Here is a 16,782-nt window from a genome sequence, read left to right as displayed (position 1 = left end):
TGGTCCGAGGGCCGGGGGCGTCGTCGCCCTGATACCCCCTGTGTGAAACCCAAGTGTCGAGAACCAAGTATCGCCGTTAGCGCTGCTGCCACGGCACGCGCCCCGCGTCGCTGGCGCGGGCGAGGTCGATATGCACCTGGTAGCGGTCGCCGCGGTACCACGACGTGATGTGCTCCACGGGCCGCCCACCGGCCGTCGACGTGCGCTCCAGCACGAGCAGCGGCGCACCCATCGCGACGCCGAGGATCCGCGCGGTCTGGGCGTCGGCGATCTCCGAGCGCAGCGTCTGCTTCGCCGCGTCGATCACCACGCCGTAGGTCCGCGCGAACAGGGTGTAGAGCGAGCCGGCCAGGTCACGGTCGAGCAGGCCGGGCATCGGCTCGGCGACGTACCAGCCGTTCTCCAGCGCCATCGGGATGCCGTCGGCCAACCGCAGCCGCTCGATGCGGTAGGCCGTCTGGGCGGGCGTGAGGTTGAGCGCCCGGCGTACCTCCGGCGGCGGTTCCAGCTCGACCGAACGCAGGATGACCGTGGCCGGCTCGTGGCCACGCCGGCGCATGTCTTCGGTGAACGAGGTCAGCTCGAGCATGGAGTCGACCTTCGGAGGCGCGACGAACGTGCCCTTGCCGCGGACCCGGTGCAGCCGACCCTCCAGCACGAGCTGGCCGATCGCCTGGCGTACCGTCATGCGGGACACGCCGTACTCTGCCATCAGCTCACGCTCGGACGGGATCGGTGCGTCAGGCGTCAGATCCTCGGTGACCAGCGACTCCAAGATCTGGCGAAGCTGGACATGCTTGGGAACCGGACCGTCTGTCACGACCAGTCGCCGCTGCGTAGGTCTCGACACGGTCCGAACGATACGGGTACCTTCCCCCCGGAAACTACACCGAGCCAGCACGGCGGCCGACGCCGCGCAAGGGTGCAAGCGTCGGACGGTGTTCGGGACAGACTCACCAGAGACCTACGAGCGACCTGCGGAGGCACCCGCATGACCACCCAGATGGCGTCCGAGATCGCCGAACAGCCCGAAGCCGTCGCGCGCACGCTCGACGCGATGCGACCGCTGCGTCCCGAGCTCACCAAACTCGCCGAGCGCAGCAGGCAGGTCCTGTTCGTCGCGCGTGGATCGTCGGACAACGCCTGCGTCTACGGGCGCTACCTCGTCGAGACGCACGCCGGCCGGCTGGGTGCCCTGGCCGCGCCGTCGATCGCGACGCTCTACCACGCCAAGCTCGACCTGTCGGACGCGCTGGTCGTCTGCGTCTCCCAATCGGGCGAGACCCGCGAGATCGTCGAGACGATGGAGTGGGCGACCTCGCACGGCGCGCGGACCGTCGCGGTGACCAACGACGGCGGGAGCTCGCTGGCGCGGGCGGCTGACCTGCCGCTGGTGACGTACGCCGGGCAGGAGCTGGCTGTGCCGGCCACCAAGACCTACACCACGCAGCTGGCCGCGATGGTGATGCTGGCGACCGCGCTGAGCCCGGAGCTCGGCCACCTGGACGAGGAGCTGGCCCGGGTGCCGGGCGAGATGGCGCGGCTGGTCGCGGAGCGGTCCGGGATCGAGAAGGCCGCGGCCGCGCTGGTCGACCGGCCGGAGACGCTGGTCTCCGGGCGCGGGCTGCTGTTCGGCACCGCGCTGGAGGTCGCGCTGAAGCTCGAGGAGACCTGCCTGCGGCCGGTACGCGGGCTCTCCTACGCCGACCTCAAGCACGGCCCGATCGCCGTCGTCGACTCCGAGATCGCGGCGGTGGTCGTCGCACCCAAGGACGGGCCGGTACGCGGAGGCCTGACCGAGGTCGCGGGCGAGCTGCGCCAGCGGGGCGCGCTCACGATCGGCATCGGCGGAGACGCCGACTTCGCGGCCGCGTGCACGCTGTCGGTGCCCGGGCCGGACCTGACGGAGGCCGTCGCGCCCCTGGCCACGGTGGTGCCGGGACAGCTGATGGTCGAGGAGCTCGCCCGCCGGCTCGGCCTCGACCCGGACGCGCCGCGCGGGCTGTCCAAGATCACCCAGACCGACCAGCAGTAACCACGCAAAACCGGCATGACACTCCCGGGCGTCAGCAGGTACGCTGGCGCCCATGGGAGCAGCAAACATAGACAGCGCGGGCATTCTGGCCCGCTGCTGTTCGCAGTTTCAGGTGAAGCGCCCCCGGATCCGCGCGGCCATCTAGGTCCCGCGCGAGCCACCGCTTCGCGAAGGTCATAGCCAAGCCCTGCTCACGCAGCGTTTTTCGCCTCTGACCTTCGTTGTGCTTCCCCAGGGAACGATCCCTGGAACCCCCACTTGCGACCTCGGCGGGGCCAGTTCGACTGCCCCCGTTCACCTCCCATGTCTTCGAGGTCGCAGCATGTCTGCTCGCAAACAGTCACGCCCGCAACATCCCCAGCGCCCGCCGTACCGCGACGCGCCCAAGCGTTCGCCGGGACGCCCGCAACGCACCTCCCGTCCCAACCATTCCGGAATCCATCTGCTCAGGGCACCTCGCCTGGTCCGCGGCATCGTCGAGGAGGCCGGCACGGGTCCGGGCACGCTCGTGCTGGACCTGGGCGCCGGCCCTGGCACGCTGACCGGCGCGCTCGCCGACTCCGGCGCGCGGGTGCTGGCCATCGAACGCGACCCGGGATTCGTCCGCCGGCTGCGAAGCCGCTTCGGCGACCGGCCGAACGTCCGCATCATCGAGGCGGACCTGCGCGACGTACCGCTCCCACGCCGCCCCTACCAGGTGGTCGCCAGCCTTCCGTTCGATCTCTCGACGCACCTGTTCCGCCGGCTGTTCGACTCCGAACGCAGCAGTATCTACGCGGCGGATCTGATCCTCGAATGGGGATTCGCCAAACGCATGACCGCCGCCGTGCCACGCGACCTCGAGGTCGCCTGGTGGGCCAGCCGTTACGAGTTCCGGCTGGTCCGGCGCATACCCGCCCGATTGTTCAAGCCGGAACCTGCCGTCGACTGCGCGCAGCTCCGGATCCGGACGCGGCCGGGCCTGTCCAGCCCACACCGTCAGCGCAGCCTGCGAAGGCTCCTCACGTCGGCTTATCGCGGGCGGGGGCCGATGCTCGCCGTGGATGAGTGGGCCGAGCTCGTCAAGGAGACGTAGCCGTTGGCGATCCGGCTCAGCCGGCGAGCAGCTGCTCGGGCCGGATCCGCCCCTCCACGATCTCCTCGGCGACGACGGCGAGCCGGGTCCGGTTCTTGCGGGCGTACGACCGCAGGACGTCGAACGCGCCCTCCATGTCGAGGTGCCCGCGTTCGGCGAGGATCCCCTTGGCCTGCTCGATCACGACGCGGCTGTTGAGCGCGCCCTGCAACTGCTGCGCGAGCATCTCGGCCCGGTCGAGCTCGCGCCGGCGCAGGATCGTGATCGTCGCCGCCTCCGCGAGCGCCTGGACCAGGTCGAAGTTCTCCGGCTCGGGAGGTTCGGACTGCTCGGTGAACAGGGCGTACGAGCCGATGCTGTCGTCCCGCCACTGCAGTGGAAACGCGTAGACGGTGGTGAAGCCGGCGTCGCCCGCCTCCCGCGCGAACCGGGACGGCTGGCCGGATCCCGCGAGGTCGAGCCGGACCGGTGTGCCGCCGCGGTAGGAGTCGCCGCACGGGCCGTCCTCGTTCGGATGCTCCAGCGCGGTCGCCAGCAAGTCTCCCGGCCAGGTCGCCGCCACGTGGAGAACGTGGTGCTCGTCGGCCAGCAGGACGGCGACCGCCGGCCAGCCGACCAGGTCGACACAATGCCGGGCCAGGACATTCATGAAGTAGATGTCGTCGAACCCGGCATTTCGCGCATCCGCCAGTTCGACGAATGCCTGAGCCAGGCCCTGCTCACGAGACATGCCCGCTCCTCAGTTTCCCCCACCGAAGCCTCTTGGAAGCCCCAACGAATTCGCACTGCCCTGGATACCGGCCACCACACTCAACACGCTGAGAAGTGTCGAGCCGGGTCGGAAATCCTGCTGCGTCGAGTGCCTACGGCAAGGTTCTATCTTGGCACGATCTTCGCGTCCTGTGTTATTTGGGCAGACGGCTTCCCTTGACGCGTCGCAGCTACTAAGATCACGGGACGGTGCGTGCGTAAGTTGTGCGCCCCTGTGGAGCCCCAGACCTTGGCCTCATGTCATGAAGTGCCAGGTGTGCGTCCGGGGAGTTGGTTGTTTTTTCAATGGTGGCTTGTCGAGTCGCGCGACGGCGCTGACCGGCGCCTCTCGATGACTTCGACGAGTTTCGCGACTTTTGTCGTCGTTCCTTGATGAAGCAGCTCTACCGTGGCGGGATTGGCGGTCACAGGAGGGGGGTGACCGCCTGTCCCGGCTCTCGCCTGCCGAGTCGGGAGTGCTACTCCCGTCGCGGTGTCCACCGGACTGGGTCTCCTCGGGTTTGGTCGCCCTGCCCCCACGTCGGCTCGAGGAGGCCCTTCGCACGCCGGCTGACGCCCTCCGTTTGCGTGCTGTCCTTCTGCTGCGGGTAGGTTGACGCGGCAGGAGGTGGGCGAGGTGTCCGAACGCAAACCGATCGAGAGCTGGCTGGCCGACATGGACGGCGTGCTCGTCAGCGAGGGCAACCCCGTGCCCGGAGCGCCGGAGTTCGTCAAACGCCTGCGTGAGTCGGGCAAGAGCTTCCTCGTCCTCACCAACAACTCGATCTACACCGCACGCGACCTGCGCGCCCGGCTGCTCGCGACCGGGCTCGACGTCCCGGAGGAGTCGATCTGGACGTCGGCGCTCGCGACCGCGAAGTTCCTCGAGGATCAGGCGCCGCACGGGTCCGCGTTCGTCATCGGCGAGGCCGGGCTCACCACGGCGCTGCACAGCATCGGGTACGTCCTGACCGACCGCAAGCCCGACTACGTCGTGCTCGGCGAGACTCGCACCTACAGCTTCAGCGCGATCACGACCGCGATCCGTCTGGTCGACGCGGGCGCCCGCTTCATCGCCACCAACCCCGACTCGGTCGGACCGTCGCCCGAGGGACCGCTGCCGGCCTGCGGCGCGGTGGCCGCGCTGATCACGAAGGCGACCGGCGTCGAGCCGTACTTCGTCGGCAAGCCGAATCCGCTGATGATGCGTAGCGGCCTGAACCGTCTGGAAGCCCACTCCGAGAGCACCGCCATGATCGGCGACCGGATGGACACCGACGTCATCTCGGGGATCGAGGCCGGCCTCTACACCTATCTCGTCCTGTCCGGCGTCACCCGGAGCCACGAGGTCGCGCGCTTCCCGTACCAGCCGTCGCGCGTCGTCGACTCCGTAGCGGATCTGATCGACGAGATCTAGGGCGCATCTCCTGGCCCTTCGCCGGTCGCGAGTTCGGTCAGCCGGCGTTCGAGGAAACGACGCTCGGCACCATCGTCGGTGAGATCCCGCGCCCGCCGATACGCGACACGGGCCTGCTCAGTGCGGCCCAGGCGCCGCAACAGCTCCGCCCGGGTCGAGTGCAGGTAACGGAAATCCTCCAGCCCGAGCCCGTCGACGATCCGCAGCCCCGCCTCCGGCCCGTCGACCTCAGCCACCGCGATCGCCCGGTTCAGCTCCACCACCGGCGAGCCCGTCAGCCGGAACAGCTCCTCGTACAGCATCGCGACCTGCGACCAGTCACACGGCACCTCGGCATGCAGCGAAGCGATCGCCGCCTGCAGAACGTACGGCCCCCGCCCACCAAGCGCGATCGCCCGATCCAGCTCTGCCCGACCAGCCGCGACCTGCGCAACGTCCCACCGCGACCGATCCTGATCGGCGAGCAGCACCAGCTCGCCGCCGCTGAACCGGGCCTCGCGGCGGGAGTCGTGCAGGAGCATCATCGCGAGCAGCCCGCGGGCTTCCGGGTCGTCCGGGAGCAGCTCGGTCAGCGCGTGCCCCAGCCAGATAGCCTCGGCCGCGAGCTCGTCGCGGCCGCCGTAGCCCTCGTTGAAGATCAGGTAGACGACGGCGAGAACAGCGTCGAGACGCTCGCGGAGCAGGTGGTCCGGCGGCACCCGGAACGGGATCCTCGCCGCCCTGATCTTGCGTTTGGCCCGCACCAGCCGCTGCGCCATCGTGCGCTCGGGTACGAGGAAGGCGCGGGCGATCTCGTCGGTGGTCAGCCCGCCGAGGGTACGCAGGGTGAGCGCGACTTGCGCCTCGATCGCCAGCGCCGGGTGGCAGCAGGTGAAGACGAGCTCGAGGCGCTCGTCGGGAAACGTGGTGGAGTCCATCGGCATCTCCGCGCTGTCGGGAGCGACGAGCAGGCCGAACTTGCCGGCGAGCGCCCGCTCGCGGCGGATCCGGTCGGTGGCGCGGTTGCGGGCCGTCCGCATCAGCCAGGCGCGCGGGTTGTCCGGTACGCCGTCGCGCGGCCAGCGGTCGGCAGCGATGGCGAACGCCTCCTGAGCGGCTTCCTCGGCGAGGTCGAAGTCGCCGAGGAACCCGATCAGCGTGGCGAGGACACGGCCCCACTCCTCGCGGAAGACCTCGTCGAGGGTGGCTACCAATACACCTCCGAAGGGCGGATCTCGACGGCACCACCGTGCCGGGCCGCCGGGACGCGCGCGGCCAGCTCGATGGCCGCGTCGAGGTCGTCGGCCTCCAGGACGAAATAGCTGCCGACGGCTTCCTTCATGCCGACGAACGGGCCGTCGGTCGTGATCGTCCTGCCACCTTCGACCCGTACGGTGGTGGCGTTCTGGGGGTGGCCCATCGGCGGTCCGGTGGTGACACCCGGCGTCTGGCTGATCCCCTGGTAGTCGGCGTAGACCTGCTTCTGCTCCTGCTCGGAGAGCTCAGCCTGGCTGTCGAGTGCGGCCCCTTGATAGACCAGCATGATGTATTTCATCGTCGTCTCCTCGTCTCCTCTCATGGCCTCATGACCGGACCGGTCGCAGTAAGACGAGCAGCGGCCCGCGAAATCGACACCTCCGCCGGTTTTCTTTCCGGCTTCACCCCCGGCTTATTCCGCATCAGCCGGGCCCGCGTGCTGGCGGATCCAGGCGTGCATCGCGATCGCGGCGGCCGCGCCCGCGTTGATCGAACGCGTCGAGCCGAACTGCGCGATCGACAGCACGGCATCACAGTGCTTGCGCGCCTCCTCCGACAGGCCCGGGCCCTCCTGGCCGAACAACAGCACGCACGCGCGCGGCAGGTCGTAGGTTTCCAGCGGCACCGCCCCCGGCAGGTTGTCGACGCCCAGCACGGGTAGCCCCTCCCCGTGCGCCCAGCCCGCGAGCTCTGCCACGTCGGCGTGATGCCGGACGTGCTGATAACGATCGGTCACCATCGCGCCGCGGCGGTTCCAGCGGCGGCGGCCGACGATGTGGACCTCCTTGGCCAGGAACGCGTTCGCGGTCCGTACGACCGAGCCGATGTTGAAGTCGTGTTGCCAGTTCTCGATCGCGACGTGGAACTCGTGCCTGCGCCGGTCGAGGTCGGCGACGACGGCCTCGAGCGTCCAGTAGCGATATCGATCGGTCACGTTGCGCCGGTCGCCGTGCCGCAGCAGCTCCGGGTCGTATCGTGGGTCGTCCGGCCAGGAACCCTGCCACGGGCCCACGCCAGCCATATCCAGCGCCGGGTCCAGCGCTGGCTCCAACGCTGGGTCGGAGTCGTTCTCATCAGGCTCAGCCACTACACAATCCTCGTACAGCCCACGCTCAACTACGACCGATAGGCTCCCCGACGTGCCGCACACGACGAACCTGGCCCTGCTGCCCGACTGGCTCGACGCCGAGAAGATCCTCCATGCTTTCGGCCCGTACGCCTTTGTGATCGTGCTGGTCATCGTGTTCGCCGAATGCGGGCTGCTGATCGGTTTCTTCATGCCCGGCGACTCGCTGCTGTTCACGGCCGGGCTGTTCATCGCCCACGGGTTCATCGACGTGCCGCTGTGGCTGGCGTGCATCCTGCTGACGGTGGTCGCCTGCATCGGCAACCTGGTCGGCTACTGGATCGGCTATCGCTCCGGCCCGGCGATCTTCAACAAGCCCAACTCCAAGATCTTCAAGCGGGAGTACGTCGACAAGACCCACGGGTTCTTCGAGAAGTACGGCCCGGGCGCGATCGTGCTGGCGAGGTTCGTGCCGATCGTTCGTACGTTCATCACCGTGATCGCGGGCGTCGGCCGGATGGACTTTCGGCGGTACGCCTTCTACACCACGATCGGTGGCGTGCTGTGGGGCTCCGGCGTCACGATCGCGGGCTACTACCTCGGGCAGGTCGAGTTCATCAAGAACAACCTCGAGGCGATGGCGATCGCGATCGCGCTGGTGTCGGTGCTCCCGATCGCGTTCGAAGGCCTGCGTGGCTGGCTGCGGCAGCGCCGGCGTGGTTCCGCCGCTTCGGCTGCGGGGCCGGCTACTGGGGCGGATACTGCTGCTTCGGCTGCGGCTGACCCTGCGCCTGGGTCTGCGGAGGGTACGGCTGCTGGTACTGGCCCTGACCGAGCTGACCAGGCTGCTGAGGCTGAGGAGCCTGGGCACCACCGCTCAGCCCGCTGAAGTCGACCGCGGGCGCCGCGCGCACCTGCGCCTCCTCGACCTCGAAGTACTCCGCCTTGGCGAACTTGAACTGACCGGCGATGAGGTTCGACGGGAACGCCTCGACCCGCGTGTTGTAGGCCCGCACGTTGGCGTTGTAGAACCGGCGCCCAGCCGCGATCCGGTCCTCGGTCTCGGCCAGCTGCTGCTGCAGCGCCAGGAAGTTCTGGTTCGACTGCAGCTGGGGGTAGTTCTCCGAGACGGCGAACAGCTGTCGCAGCGCACCGGACAGCGCTGACTCCTGCTGGGCCCGCTGGGCGAGGTTCGCGCTGTCGCCGGACGTCGCCGCGGCGCGTTGCCGGGTGACCTCCTCGAAGACCGCGCGCTCGTGCTGGGCGTACGCCTTCGCGGTCTCGACCAGGTTGGGGATCAGGTCGTACCTTCGGTGCAGCTCGACGTCGATCTGCCGCCAGGACTCCTGCACGAGGTTGCGCTGGCTGATGAAGCGGTTGTACGACACGATGACGCCCAGCACGATCAGAACGGCGATGACACCGATCACGACGGCGAGGATGATGATGGCGCTCACGCGGAACCCCTCCGCTGGTTGTTGTCCGGTCCTGGGGATCATAGAGGCCCTGGCGTCGCCGCCGCTCACCCAGCCACCCCGCGGCTACCGGCGGTTCGCCTGATCCTCGGAGGCGAACGCAGGGCTCAGCTGCCGTAGTCCGTCCAGACGTAGGAAGGGATGAGGCCGGCGATCGCGGCGAGCAGGCCGAGCCGTTCGCCGATCCGATCCGGCGCGGTCCGGCCGGGCTCCCAGTGCACCAGCCAGTCGCGCTCGATCCGCCAGCTCGTACGCGGCGCCGACAGCAACAGCTCCATCATCCGCGGGTGCAGCACCGCCATGGCGTACCGAGCGTCGTCGCCGCCGACGCGGTACGCCCGGTTGAACGCCTCGCTCTCGGTCTGCAGGTCAGCGCGGCCGACCGCGGCGGCGGCCCGCCCGCCGAACGCGCCCTCCGGCCCCACCGCGAGCTCCGGCAGCGCGGCCGGCAGCCGCAGCGTCAGCACGGTCGCGACGAAGACCCGGCCCTTACCGCCGGTGCCCGTACGGTGCTGGTAGTCGAACGCGTTGACCTCGTAGTCGCCGGGCCGGCCCAGCATGACATTGCGGACGATCCGGTCCTTGCCACCGGCGAACGGCTCGCCGTTCCAGCGGTGCGCGTACGCCTGGTCCCGCTCACCCACCCACTGCCAGTCCTGGGCGTCGGCGTACTGCCGCATCGCGCGGCGCCGCCGGATGCGGGTCAGCCGCTGGACCACCACGATGGCGGTGAGGACACCGAACGGCACGCCCAGCGTGAACAGGGCGACCAGTTCCATCACCTGCCGTAGTCCTTCCAGACGTACGACGGGATCAGGCCGGCGATCGTCACCAGGAGATTGAGGCGCTGCACGTAACGCTGTGGCTCGATCGGGCCGGGCTCCCAGTAGACCAGGGAGTCGCGGTCGATGCGCCAGTACGTCTCCGGCGCCGACATCAGCAGCTCCATCATCCGCGGATGCAGCACGGCCATGGCGTAGCGGTCGTCGTGGCCGTGGATCTTGTACGCCTGGTTGAACTGCTCGCTTTCCGTCTGCACGTCGTTCTTGCCGAACACGCCCTGCCGCTCGACGGTCAGCCAGGGCAGCATCGACGGCAGCTTCAACGCCCAGACCGCGCAGGTCACCTGCGTGCTCGTCTTGCCGTTGCTGATCGTGTAGTGGTAGTCGAACGCCGCGAAGTCCCACCCCTGGTGGCGGCCCAGCAGGATGTTCGTGGCCGTACGCCCGTCGCCGACCTCGAACGGCTCGCCGGTCCAGCGGTGGGCCCAGGACGAGTCCTGCGGCACCCACGTCCAGCCGTTGCCGGCCGCGAGCGCGGACATCGCCTGCTGCCGCTTCTTCACCGCCTGCCCGCGCAGCACCACGACCAGGATCACCAGCGCGATCGGGATCCCGAAGATGATTCCGAACGCGATGAGGACGACCAGGACCTCCACGTACGCTCCTCCCGTTGGCCACTCAGCGCAGCCCGTAATCCTTCCAGACGAACGACGGGACCAGGTCGACGATCTGGAACAGGCTGTCGAGCCGAGGCGTGATGGCGTCGACGTCGGGGTGGTCCTCCTCCCAGCAGATCAGGGAGTCGCCGTCGATCCGGAACTGGAGGCCGTGCACGTTCATGAGGTACTCCATCATCCGCGGATGGATCAGCGCCATGCCGTAGCGCTGGTCGTCGCAGCGGACCTTGAAACTGCGGTTGAAGTCCTCACTCTCGGTCTGCAGGTCACCGAAGCCGAGAGCGCCGGCGATCCGGCCGCCGAAGATGCCTTCCGGCCCGACCGTGATCGGTGGGAGGGAGTTCGGCAGCCGGACGACCCAGACGGCGTAGTTGTGGGTCGTCGTACGCCGGTTGTCGCCGCTGCCCGACTCGGTTTGGTACGAGTAGTCGAAGTAGAGGATCTCCCGATCCGCGTACGAGCCGACCAGGATGTTCTTCGCCCGGCGATGGTTTCCGGTGCCGAACGGGTCGCCGTCCCAGCGGTCGACGTAAGTCTCGTCCTCGTCCAGCCAGCGCCAGCCCTGCCGGGTCGCGAGGGCGTTGAACGCCTCCTGCCGCTTCTTGCCGGCCAGCCAGGAGAAGTACCAGATCACTCCGCCGACCGCGGCGAAGAGGACGAACGCTATGACGACGCCTGAGTCCACTGGTGTTCCCCCTTGCTCCCGCCTCGCCTCAGTCGAGCCCGAGGTCGCTCAGGCCGTAGAGATAGCGGTACTCCAGACCGGCAGCCTCGATGTTCGCACGGGCGTTGGTGTTCCGGTCCGCGATCGCCGCGACGGCTACGACCTCGGCACCGGCCTCGCGGAGGGCGTCGACGGCCTGGAGGACCGATCCGCCCGTGGTCGAGGTGTCCTCGACGGCGAGCACGCGACGGCCCTTGACGTCCGGCCCTTCGATCAGGCGCTGCAGGCCGTGCTTCTTGGCCTCGCCCCGAACGATGAACGAGTCGAGCTCGCGCCCGGCTGCCGCACCCGCGTGCAGGATCGCGTCGGCCAGCGGGACCGCGGCGAGCGCGGGACCGCCGACGGCGTCGTAGGACAGGTCCGAGGTCAGCTCGAGCATCAGCCGTCCGACGAGCGGCGCGGCCGCGCCGGACAGTGTCACCCGGCGGAGGTCGATGTAGTAGTCGGCGGTGGCGCCGGACGACAGCACGACCTGCTCGTGGACGATCGCCTTGGACTTGATGTGTGCGAGGAGCACAGCTCGATCACTGGATTGTTCGCTGGACACAGCCCCCGAGATTAGCGACACGCGTTGGTGCTCGTCACGACCGGGAACGTGTCGTCGGCGTCGAGGCGGTACTCCTTGCCCTGGATCACGGGGTAGACCATCTCGGACGTACGCGCCCAGCCGTCGCCGTCGTCGTCGAAGAGCTGCTCGTAGTGCAGGTGCGCGACGCTGGTGCCGACCGACCCCACGCGGCCGATCTCCTGCCCCAGCTCGACGTGATCGCCCACCGAGACCGAGATGTGGTCCATGTGGAGGTAGAGGGTGTTCCACCGGCCGCCGTGGTCGATCTTCACGCCGCCCGGGTTGGGCAGGAAGATCACGTCACCCGGCGCCGACGCGCGCACGATCGAGCCGCGGGTGGTGCCACCCCTGCGGTACATGTCGATCTTCTTGTGCTCGGGGTTGTGACCGGCGTACGTCGTCATCCGCCAGCGCTCACCGCAGGCGAACGGCAGCTGGAAGCCGGGGCGCGGACCCGGATCGTCCGGGCCGCCGGTCAGCCAGGTCTGGCCGAACAGGCCGGCCGCACCAGATGCCCGGACCGCGTAGGCGCCCACACCGACAACGGCGACCAGCCCGAGCACCAGTCCCCCGACGATCCACATCCGCTTGCTCATCGAGTAGGTCAACTCGGGCGTGAGCCGCGGAGTTCCCGGTGGGCAGTCAGGAGGCCACGCTGGGTCGGTTCCTGCGCGCCCGCACGTTGGCCGACGCCCTGCGGATCACCTTGCGCGGAACGTGCCGGGCCGCGAACACGATCAGCTTGTAACGCCGGCTCGGAACGATCACCGGCGAACGCTTGCCGGACTCGACGTGGCGCAGCGTCTGGTCGATCACGTCGTCGGCCGACAGCCACATGAAGCGCGGGATGCCCTTCGGCGTGACGCCGGAGCGGGAGTGGAACTCCGTTCGTGTGAAGCCGGGACACACCACCACGGCCTGCACGCCGGTGCCGGTCAGCTCGGCCGCCAGGCCCTCGGTGAAGCTGGTGACCCAGGCCTTGGCCGCACCGTAGGTGCCGAAGGGAACGAACCCGGCCACGCTCGACACGTTGATCACCGTGCCTGATCCGCGTTCGACCATGCCGGGCACGGCCGCCCGGGTGAGCCGCATGACGGCGCGGACGTGGACGTCGAGCAGGCGCTGCTCGTCCTCGATCGAGGTCTTGAGGAACCCGCGGCCGAGCCCGAAACCGGCGTTGTTGACAAGGATGTCGACGCCCGCCGAGGCACCGGCGAGCCGCTCCTCGACGTGCCGGAACGCGGGCGGGTCGGTGAGATCGGCGGGCAGCGTCTCGCACGAGACACCGTGCCGGTCGGACAGCTCGTCGGCGACCTTCGCGAGCCGGTCGCCGTCGCGGGCGACGAGCACCAGATCGTGTCCGCGGTAGGCCAGCGCTTCGGCGAACGCACGGCCAAGACCGGACGTGGGCCCGGTGATCAATGCGGTCGGCATGACAGCTTCACCCATCAGGGACGAAAGGGAATGCAGGACGTAACGCGTAACGACGCAGGTACGCAGTGGTGCCGACTGGACTCTATACGCGCTGGTTCTTCGAAGCGAACCACCGCCTGGACTGCGGTGCCCACAGCAGTCCGGCGGCCGTGATGCCCACCAGCACGCTCAGCCATTCGACGACCGAGGGCGCGGCGCCACTCATGATGTTGAGCACGGTCAGCATGACGTTGGCCGCCGCGAGGACCGTGGCGATCGAGCGCGCCCAGCCCTTGCCACGCGAGGTGAGCAGACCCATCCCGATCCACAGCAGGATCGACAGGATGGTCGTGATCACGGCCAGCATCGTGAGGTTGGAGATCCACCCGTCGACGTTCGCGGGTGTCACGGCCTGCTTGGTGCGCTTCAGTGACTCCCGGGCCTGCTGCTCGAGCTCGCCGCGGGGCGTGACCATCAGCTTGATGACCGCGGGCAACGCCAGCACCGCGCCGACGTACATCAGGATGGCGGCGACCGAGACGTGCTTGGGACGGTCGGAGACCGCCAGGGCATCCTTCGGGTCTTCCGGCCACGACAGCTGACCGCTCATCTTCGTCCTCTCCCTGCCTGGGCCGTGTCCCACAACTATCGCCTGACTCGCGACAACCCGCATCCACGCTGGCGGCACCGTGCTCAGCCCGTCCCGGGCCTTGGGCATACCTTACGGCTGCCGGCCCGCCCGTATGCTCGCATGTCATGGACCGGACGGCGACCCGCTTGGACGGGCTGGGCACGACGATCTTCGCTGAGATGTCCGCACTGGCGCTGCGGACCGACTCGATCAACCTCGGTCAGGGCTTCCCCGACACCGACGGGCCACCGTCGATGCTCGAGGAGTGCGTCGCGGCCATCTGGTCGGGCAACTACAACCAGTACCCACCCGGAATCGGCATCCCCGCCCTGCGGCAGGCGGTCGCCGAGCACCAGAAGCGGTTCTACGGGCTGTCGTTCGACCCCGACACGGAGGTGCTGGTCACCGCCGGTGCCACCGAGGCGGTCGCGGCGACGTTGCTGGCGCTGGTCGAGCCGGGCGAAGAGGTCGTCGCGCTCGAGCCCTACTACGACTCGTACGCCGCGGGCATCGCGTTCGCCGGCGGGCGGCGGGTGCCGGTGACGCTGCGAGCGCCCGACTTCCGGCTCGACCTCGACGAGTTGCGGGCGGCCGTCACGCCGCGGACCAAGCTGCTGCTGATCAACTCGCCGCACAACCCGACTGGCACCGTCCTCACACCGGAGGAGCTGCGCGGGATCGCCGAGCTGGCCTGCGAGCGCGACCTGCTCGTGGTGACCGACGAGGTCTACGAGCACCTGGCGTTCGACGGCGCGCCGCACGTTCCGCTGGCGACGCTGCCGGGCATGCGCGACCGCACGATCACGATCTCCTCGGCAGGCAAGACGTTCTCGGTCACCGGCTGGAAGATCGGCTGGGTGTGCGCCCCGCCCGAGCTGACCAAGGCCGTGCAGACGGCCAAGCAGTTCCTGACCTACGTGTCGGGCGGGCCGTTCCAGCCGGCGGTGGCCGCCGCGCTGACGCTCGGCGACGACTACTACGCGGGCTTTCGCGCGAGCCTGCAGGGCAAGCGCGACCTGCTGTGCAAGGGCCTGGCCGACCTCGGGCTGGATGTGTTCACACCCCAGGGCACCTACTTCGTCACGACCGACGTGCGCTCGCTCGGCTACCACGACGGCGTGGAGTTCTGCCGCATGCTGCCCGAGCGGTGTGGTGTCGTGGCGATTCCGCACGAGGTGTTCTACGACCACAAGGAGATCGGTAAGCCCTTGGTGCGCTGGGCTTTCTGCAAGCGCGACGAGGTGCTGACGGCCGCGCTCGACCGGCTGCAAGGGCTGCGCCCGGCTTAGATGCTCAGTCCGGCAGCTGCCACTGCTGGTTGTCGCCAGTACCGCAGTCCCAGATCTGTACCTGCGTGCCGTCGACGATGTCCTTGATGGGGATGTCGAGGCATCGGCCGGAGTTCTTGTCCACCAAGTGCCCGTCCTGGGCGGTCCACTGCTGGTTCGGGCCAGCGTGACAGTCCCAGAGTTGGACGCGCGTGCCGTTGGCGGGGTTGGCGTCGATGACATCCAGGCACTTGCCGAGAGTGCGGATCGAACCGTCTTGCGCGAGCGTCCACTGCTGGTTGGCGCCGCCGTTGCAGGTGTGGATGATCGCCGCCGTGCCGTTGTCGGAGGACGCCTGGTCCGCATCCAGGCACATGTCCTCGGCACCGACGATGGTGCCAGTGACCGGAATGGGTGGAGGTGGCGTGTCCAGGTCGTTCGAGTCGTCCGGCTCGGTCTCGGTGGACGACTCGGAAGCCGAGTCGTTCGGCGTCTCCTGGGTCGTCGTGTCGCCGTCGCTGGGGTCGGTCGCGTCGGACATCAGCCGCCAGGCAACGCCGATCAGGACGACGACCGCCAGCACGAGAGCAACGGCACCCATCGCGAGCCAGGGCGAGCGTTTCGCAGGCGGACGCCCGCTCGGTTGCCCCTGCGGCTGCGCACGTCCCTGGGCCGGATCGGCCTTGGTCACCGGCTCGAACGACGGGCCCTGACCCGGGCCTGGACTCGCGCTCGGCGGGCCGGCGGGCATGGCCTGCGTGGGCTCCGGCGAGCCGTCCAGCAGCCGGTCGACCTCCGTCCGGCGCTGGGCGATCCGGTCGTAGATGGCACCCGGCCACGGGCGGCTGGTCGGCGGGATCTTCCCCAGTAACGACAGCATCTGCGCAGGCGTCGGCCGCGCCGCCGGATCCTTGGCCAGGCACCGCTCGACGATCGGCCGGAGCCGCGCCGGTACGCCGGTCAGGTCCGGCTGAGCCCGCACGATGTTGCGCAGCGACGCCTCCAGGTTGCCGGCTACGTGGAACGGGTTCCGTCCCGTGCTCGCGACCGTCAGCAGGGTGCCGAGGCTGAACAGGTCGCTCGCCGTCGTGACCGGCTGGGCCTGCGCCTGCTCCGGCGACATGTACGCGGGCGACCCGAGCGGCAGCGTCGTCAGCGTCTGCTCGCCGCTGGACTGGACGGCCCGCACGATGCCGAAGTCGATCACCCGCAGGCCGTCCTCGGCCAGGAGCACGTTGGAGGGCTTCAGGTCGCGGTGCACCAGCCCGGCGCGGTGGATGTCGCCAAGCGCGGTCGCCAGCCGGGCGGCCAGGTGCAGCACCGCCTGCTCCGGCAGCGGACCGAACGCCTCCAGCGTCTCGGCGAGCGACGGGCCTGGTACGAACACCGAGGCCAGCCACGGCCTGGTCGCCTCCGGATCGGCGGCCACCACGGCGGCGGTGTAGGCGCCCGACACCCGGCGGCACGCGTCGACCTCCCGCGCGAACCGGGCACGGAACCCCTCGTCGTCGACGTAGCGCGGCTCGATCCGCTTGACCGCGACCAGGCTTCCGTCCGGACCGCTGGCGAGGTAGACCCGTCCCATGCCACCCGCACCGAGCTCGGCCAGCAAGATGTAGGGCCCGGCCCGCTCTTCTTCTCCCTCCAGTGCCCGCACGGACCAAG

Annotated in this window: 18 protein-coding genes and 1 pseudogene; 5 read left to right on the top strand and 14 right to left on the bottom strand. The window is 69.2% G+C overall.

Annotated features, from left to right (window positions below; genetic code table 11):
* Positions 1–76 precede the first annotated feature (76 nt).
* Positions 77–850: a GntR family transcriptional regulator gene (locus ACYVF6_RS09275; RefSeq protein ID WP_460518605.1), complete on the bottom strand. Its 774-nt coding sequence runs from the start codon at positions 848–850 to the stop codon at positions 77–79.
* Between the two features lie 141 nt (positions 851–991).
* Here ACYVF6_RS09275 and ACYVF6_RS09270 point away from each other — a divergent pair, with 141 nt between their 5' ends.
* Positions 992–2,035 (top strand): SIS domain-containing protein, encoded by a 1,044-nt coding sequence (locus ACYVF6_RS09270; protein WP_460518602.1) that lies wholly within the window; start codon positions 992–994, stop codon positions 2,033–2,035.
* 322 nt (positions 2,036–2,357) lie between these two features.
* A complete protein-coding gene (locus tag ACYVF6_RS09265; protein ID WP_460518599.1) occupies positions 2,358–3,110 on the top strand; it encodes an rRNA adenine N(6)-methyltransferase family protein in 753 nt (250 codons plus the stop codon).
* 16 nt (positions 3,111–3,126) lie between these two features.
* Here the strand turns inward: ACYVF6_RS09265 and ACYVF6_RS09260 are convergent, their stop codons facing one another.
* A complete protein-coding gene (locus ACYVF6_RS09260) occupies positions 3,127–3,840 on the bottom strand; it encodes an ANTAR domain-containing protein (protein WP_460518596.1) in 714 nt (237 codons plus the stop codon).
* Between the two features lie 657 nt (positions 3,841–4,497).
* Between ACYVF6_RS09260 and ACYVF6_RS09255 the strand changes: the two genes are divergently transcribed.
* Positions 4,498–5,277 carry an HAD-IIA family hydrolase gene (locus tag ACYVF6_RS09255; RefSeq protein WP_460518593.1) on the top strand — a complete coding sequence of 260 codons (780 nt, stop codon included), beginning with the start codon at positions 4,498–4,500 and terminating at the stop codon, positions 5,275–5,277.
* On the opposite strand, the gene ACYVF6_RS09250 is transcribed toward ACYVF6_RS09255, so the two are convergent.
* The 3 genes from ACYVF6_RS09250 to ACYVF6_RS09240 all read right to left on the bottom strand — a co-directional run bounded on the left by ACYVF6_RS09250 (position 5,274) and on the right by ACYVF6_RS09240 (position 7,534).
* Positions 5,274–6,470, bottom strand: a complete 1,197-nt coding sequence (locus ACYVF6_RS09250) for an RNA polymerase sigma factor (protein ID WP_460518590.1) — start codon at positions 6,468–6,470, stop codon at positions 5,274–5,276. The two genes, ACYVF6_RS09255 and ACYVF6_RS09250, sit on opposite strands and share 4 nt — an antisense overlap.
* On the bottom strand, positions 6,464–6,811 hold the full coding sequence (locus ACYVF6_RS09245; protein ID WP_460518587.1) for a YciI family protein: 348 nt from the start codon (positions 6,809–6,811) through the stop codon (positions 6,464–6,466). The genes ACYVF6_RS09250 and ACYVF6_RS09245 overlap by 7 nt, the downstream gene beginning before the upstream one ends.
* Positions 6,812–6,925: 114 nt before the next feature.
* Entirely contained in the window at positions 6,926–7,534 is a 609-nt protein-coding gene (locus tag ACYVF6_RS09240) for a TrmH family RNA methyltransferase (RefSeq protein ID WP_460519419.1), read from the bottom strand.
* A 256-nt stretch (positions 7,535–7,790) separates the two neighbouring features.
* Between ACYVF6_RS09240 and ACYVF6_RS09235 the strand changes: the two are divergent.
* Positions 7,791–8,162: pseudogene (locus ACYVF6_RS09235) on the top strand (DedA family protein); the annotation flags it as partial.
* A 163-nt stretch (positions 8,163–8,325) separates the two neighbouring features.
* Here ACYVF6_RS09235 and ACYVF6_RS09230 read toward each other — a convergent pair.
* From ACYVF6_RS09230 to ACYVF6_RS09195, 8 genes are all read right to left on the bottom strand, one after another.
* The gene (locus ACYVF6_RS09230; RefSeq protein ID WP_460518585.1) at positions 8,326–9,036 is read right to left on the bottom strand and encodes a LemA family protein; all 711 of its coding nucleotides are present in this window, start codon (positions 9,034–9,036) and stop codon (positions 8,326–8,328) included.
* A 125-nt stretch (positions 9,037–9,161) separates the two neighbouring features.
* On the bottom strand, positions 9,162–9,833 hold the full coding sequence (locus tag ACYVF6_RS09225; protein ID WP_460518582.1) for a hypothetical protein: 672 nt from the start codon (positions 9,831–9,833) through the stop codon (positions 9,162–9,164).
* Entirely contained in the window at positions 9,833–10,492 is a 660-nt protein-coding gene (locus tag ACYVF6_RS09220; protein ID WP_460518580.1) for a DUF3137 domain-containing protein, read from the bottom strand. The genes ACYVF6_RS09225 and ACYVF6_RS09220 overlap by 1 nt, the downstream gene beginning before the upstream one ends.
* A 22-nt stretch (positions 10,493–10,514) precedes the next feature.
* Positions 10,515–11,198: a DUF3137 domain-containing protein gene (locus ACYVF6_RS09215; RefSeq protein WP_460518577.1), complete on the bottom strand. Its 684-nt coding sequence runs from the start codon at positions 11,196–11,198 to the stop codon at positions 10,515–10,517.
* Positions 11,199–11,226: 28 nt separating this feature from the next.
* Positions 11,227–11,754: an orotate phosphoribosyltransferase gene (gene pyrE, locus ACYVF6_RS09210; protein WP_460518574.1), complete on the bottom strand. Its 528-nt coding sequence runs from the start codon at positions 11,752–11,754 to the stop codon at positions 11,227–11,229.
* A gap of 41 nt (positions 11,755–11,795) precedes the next feature.
* A complete protein-coding gene (locus ACYVF6_RS09205) occupies positions 11,796–12,401 on the bottom strand; it encodes a M23 family metallopeptidase (RefSeq protein WP_460518571.1) in 606 nt (201 codons plus the stop codon).
* 46 nt (positions 12,402–12,447) lie between these two features.
* Positions 12,448–13,239 carry an SDR family NAD(P)-dependent oxidoreductase gene (locus ACYVF6_RS09200; RefSeq protein ID WP_460518568.1) on the bottom strand — a complete coding sequence of 264 codons (792 nt, stop codon included), beginning with the start codon at positions 13,237–13,239 and terminating at the stop codon, positions 12,448–12,450.
* Positions 13,240–13,321: 82 nt separating this feature from the next.
* Complete coding sequence (locus ACYVF6_RS09195) at positions 13,322–13,828, bottom strand: hypothetical protein (RefSeq protein WP_460518565.1); 507 nt, start codon at positions 13,826–13,828, stop codon at positions 13,322–13,324.
* A gap of 146 nt (positions 13,829–13,974) precedes the next feature.
* Between ACYVF6_RS09195 and ACYVF6_RS09190 the strand changes: the two genes are divergently transcribed.
* Entirely contained in the window at positions 13,975–15,138 is a 1,164-nt protein-coding gene (locus ACYVF6_RS09190) for a pyridoxal phosphate-dependent aminotransferase (protein WP_460518562.1), read from the top strand.
* Positions 15,139–15,142: 4 nt separating this feature from the next.
* Here ACYVF6_RS09190 and ACYVF6_RS09185 read toward each other — a convergent pair whose 3' ends face one another.
* Positions 15,143–16,774 carry a lectin gene (locus tag ACYVF6_RS09185; protein WP_460518559.1) on the bottom strand — a complete coding sequence of 544 codons (1,632 nt, stop codon included), beginning with the start codon at positions 16,772–16,774 and terminating at the stop codon, positions 15,143–15,145.
* Between the last annotated feature and the right edge of the window lie 8 nt (positions 16,775–16,782).

It is taken from the genome of Flindersiella endophytica (genome assembly GCF_054779015.1).
This window is presented reverse-complemented; position numbering and strand designations above follow the sequence as displayed.

What these genes read in the sequence shown, in the direction of transcription:
- ACYVF6_RS09190 (WP_460518562.1), top strand. Translation starts at nt 13,975, where the DNA reads ATGGACCGGACGGCGACCCGCTTGGACGGGCTGGGCACGACGATCTTC.
- ACYVF6_RS09240 (WP_460519419.1), bottom strand. Translation starts at nt 7,534, where the DNA reads ATGGCTGGCGTGGGCCCGTGGCAGGGTTCCTGGCCGGACGACCCACGA.
- ACYVF6_RS09200 (WP_460518568.1), bottom strand. Translation starts at nt 13,239, where the DNA reads ATGCCGACCGCATTGATCACCGGGCCCACGTCCGGTCTTGGCCGTGCG.
- ACYVF6_RS09260 (WP_460518596.1), bottom strand. Translation starts at nt 3,840, where the DNA reads ATGTCTCGTGAGCAGGGCCTGGCTCAGGCATTCGTCGAACTGGCGGAT.
- ACYVF6_RS09265 (WP_460518599.1), top strand. Translation starts at nt 2,358, where the DNA reads ATGTCTGCTCGCAAACAGTCACGCCCGCAACATCCCCAGCGCCCGCCG.
- ACYVF6_RS09205 (WP_460518571.1), bottom strand. Translation starts at nt 12,401, where the DNA reads ATGAGCAAGCGGATGTGGATCGTCGGGGGACTGGTGCTCGGGCTGGTC.
- ACYVF6_RS09270 (WP_460518602.1), top strand. Translation starts at nt 992, where the DNA reads ATGACCACCCAGATGGCGTCCGAGATCGCCGAACAGCCCGAAGCCGTC.
- ACYVF6_RS09225 (WP_460518582.1), bottom strand. Translation starts at nt 9,833, where the DNA reads ATGGAACTGGTCGCCCTGTTCACGCTGGGCGTGCCGTTCGGTGTCCTC.
- ACYVF6_RS09195 (WP_460518565.1), bottom strand. Translation starts at nt 13,828, where the DNA reads ATGAGCGGTCAGCTGTCGTGGCCGGAAGACCCGAAGGATGCCCTGGCG.
- ACYVF6_RS09245 (WP_460518587.1), bottom strand. Translation starts at nt 6,811, where the DNA reads ATGAAATACATCATGCTGGTCTATCAAGGGGCCGCACTCGACAGCCAG.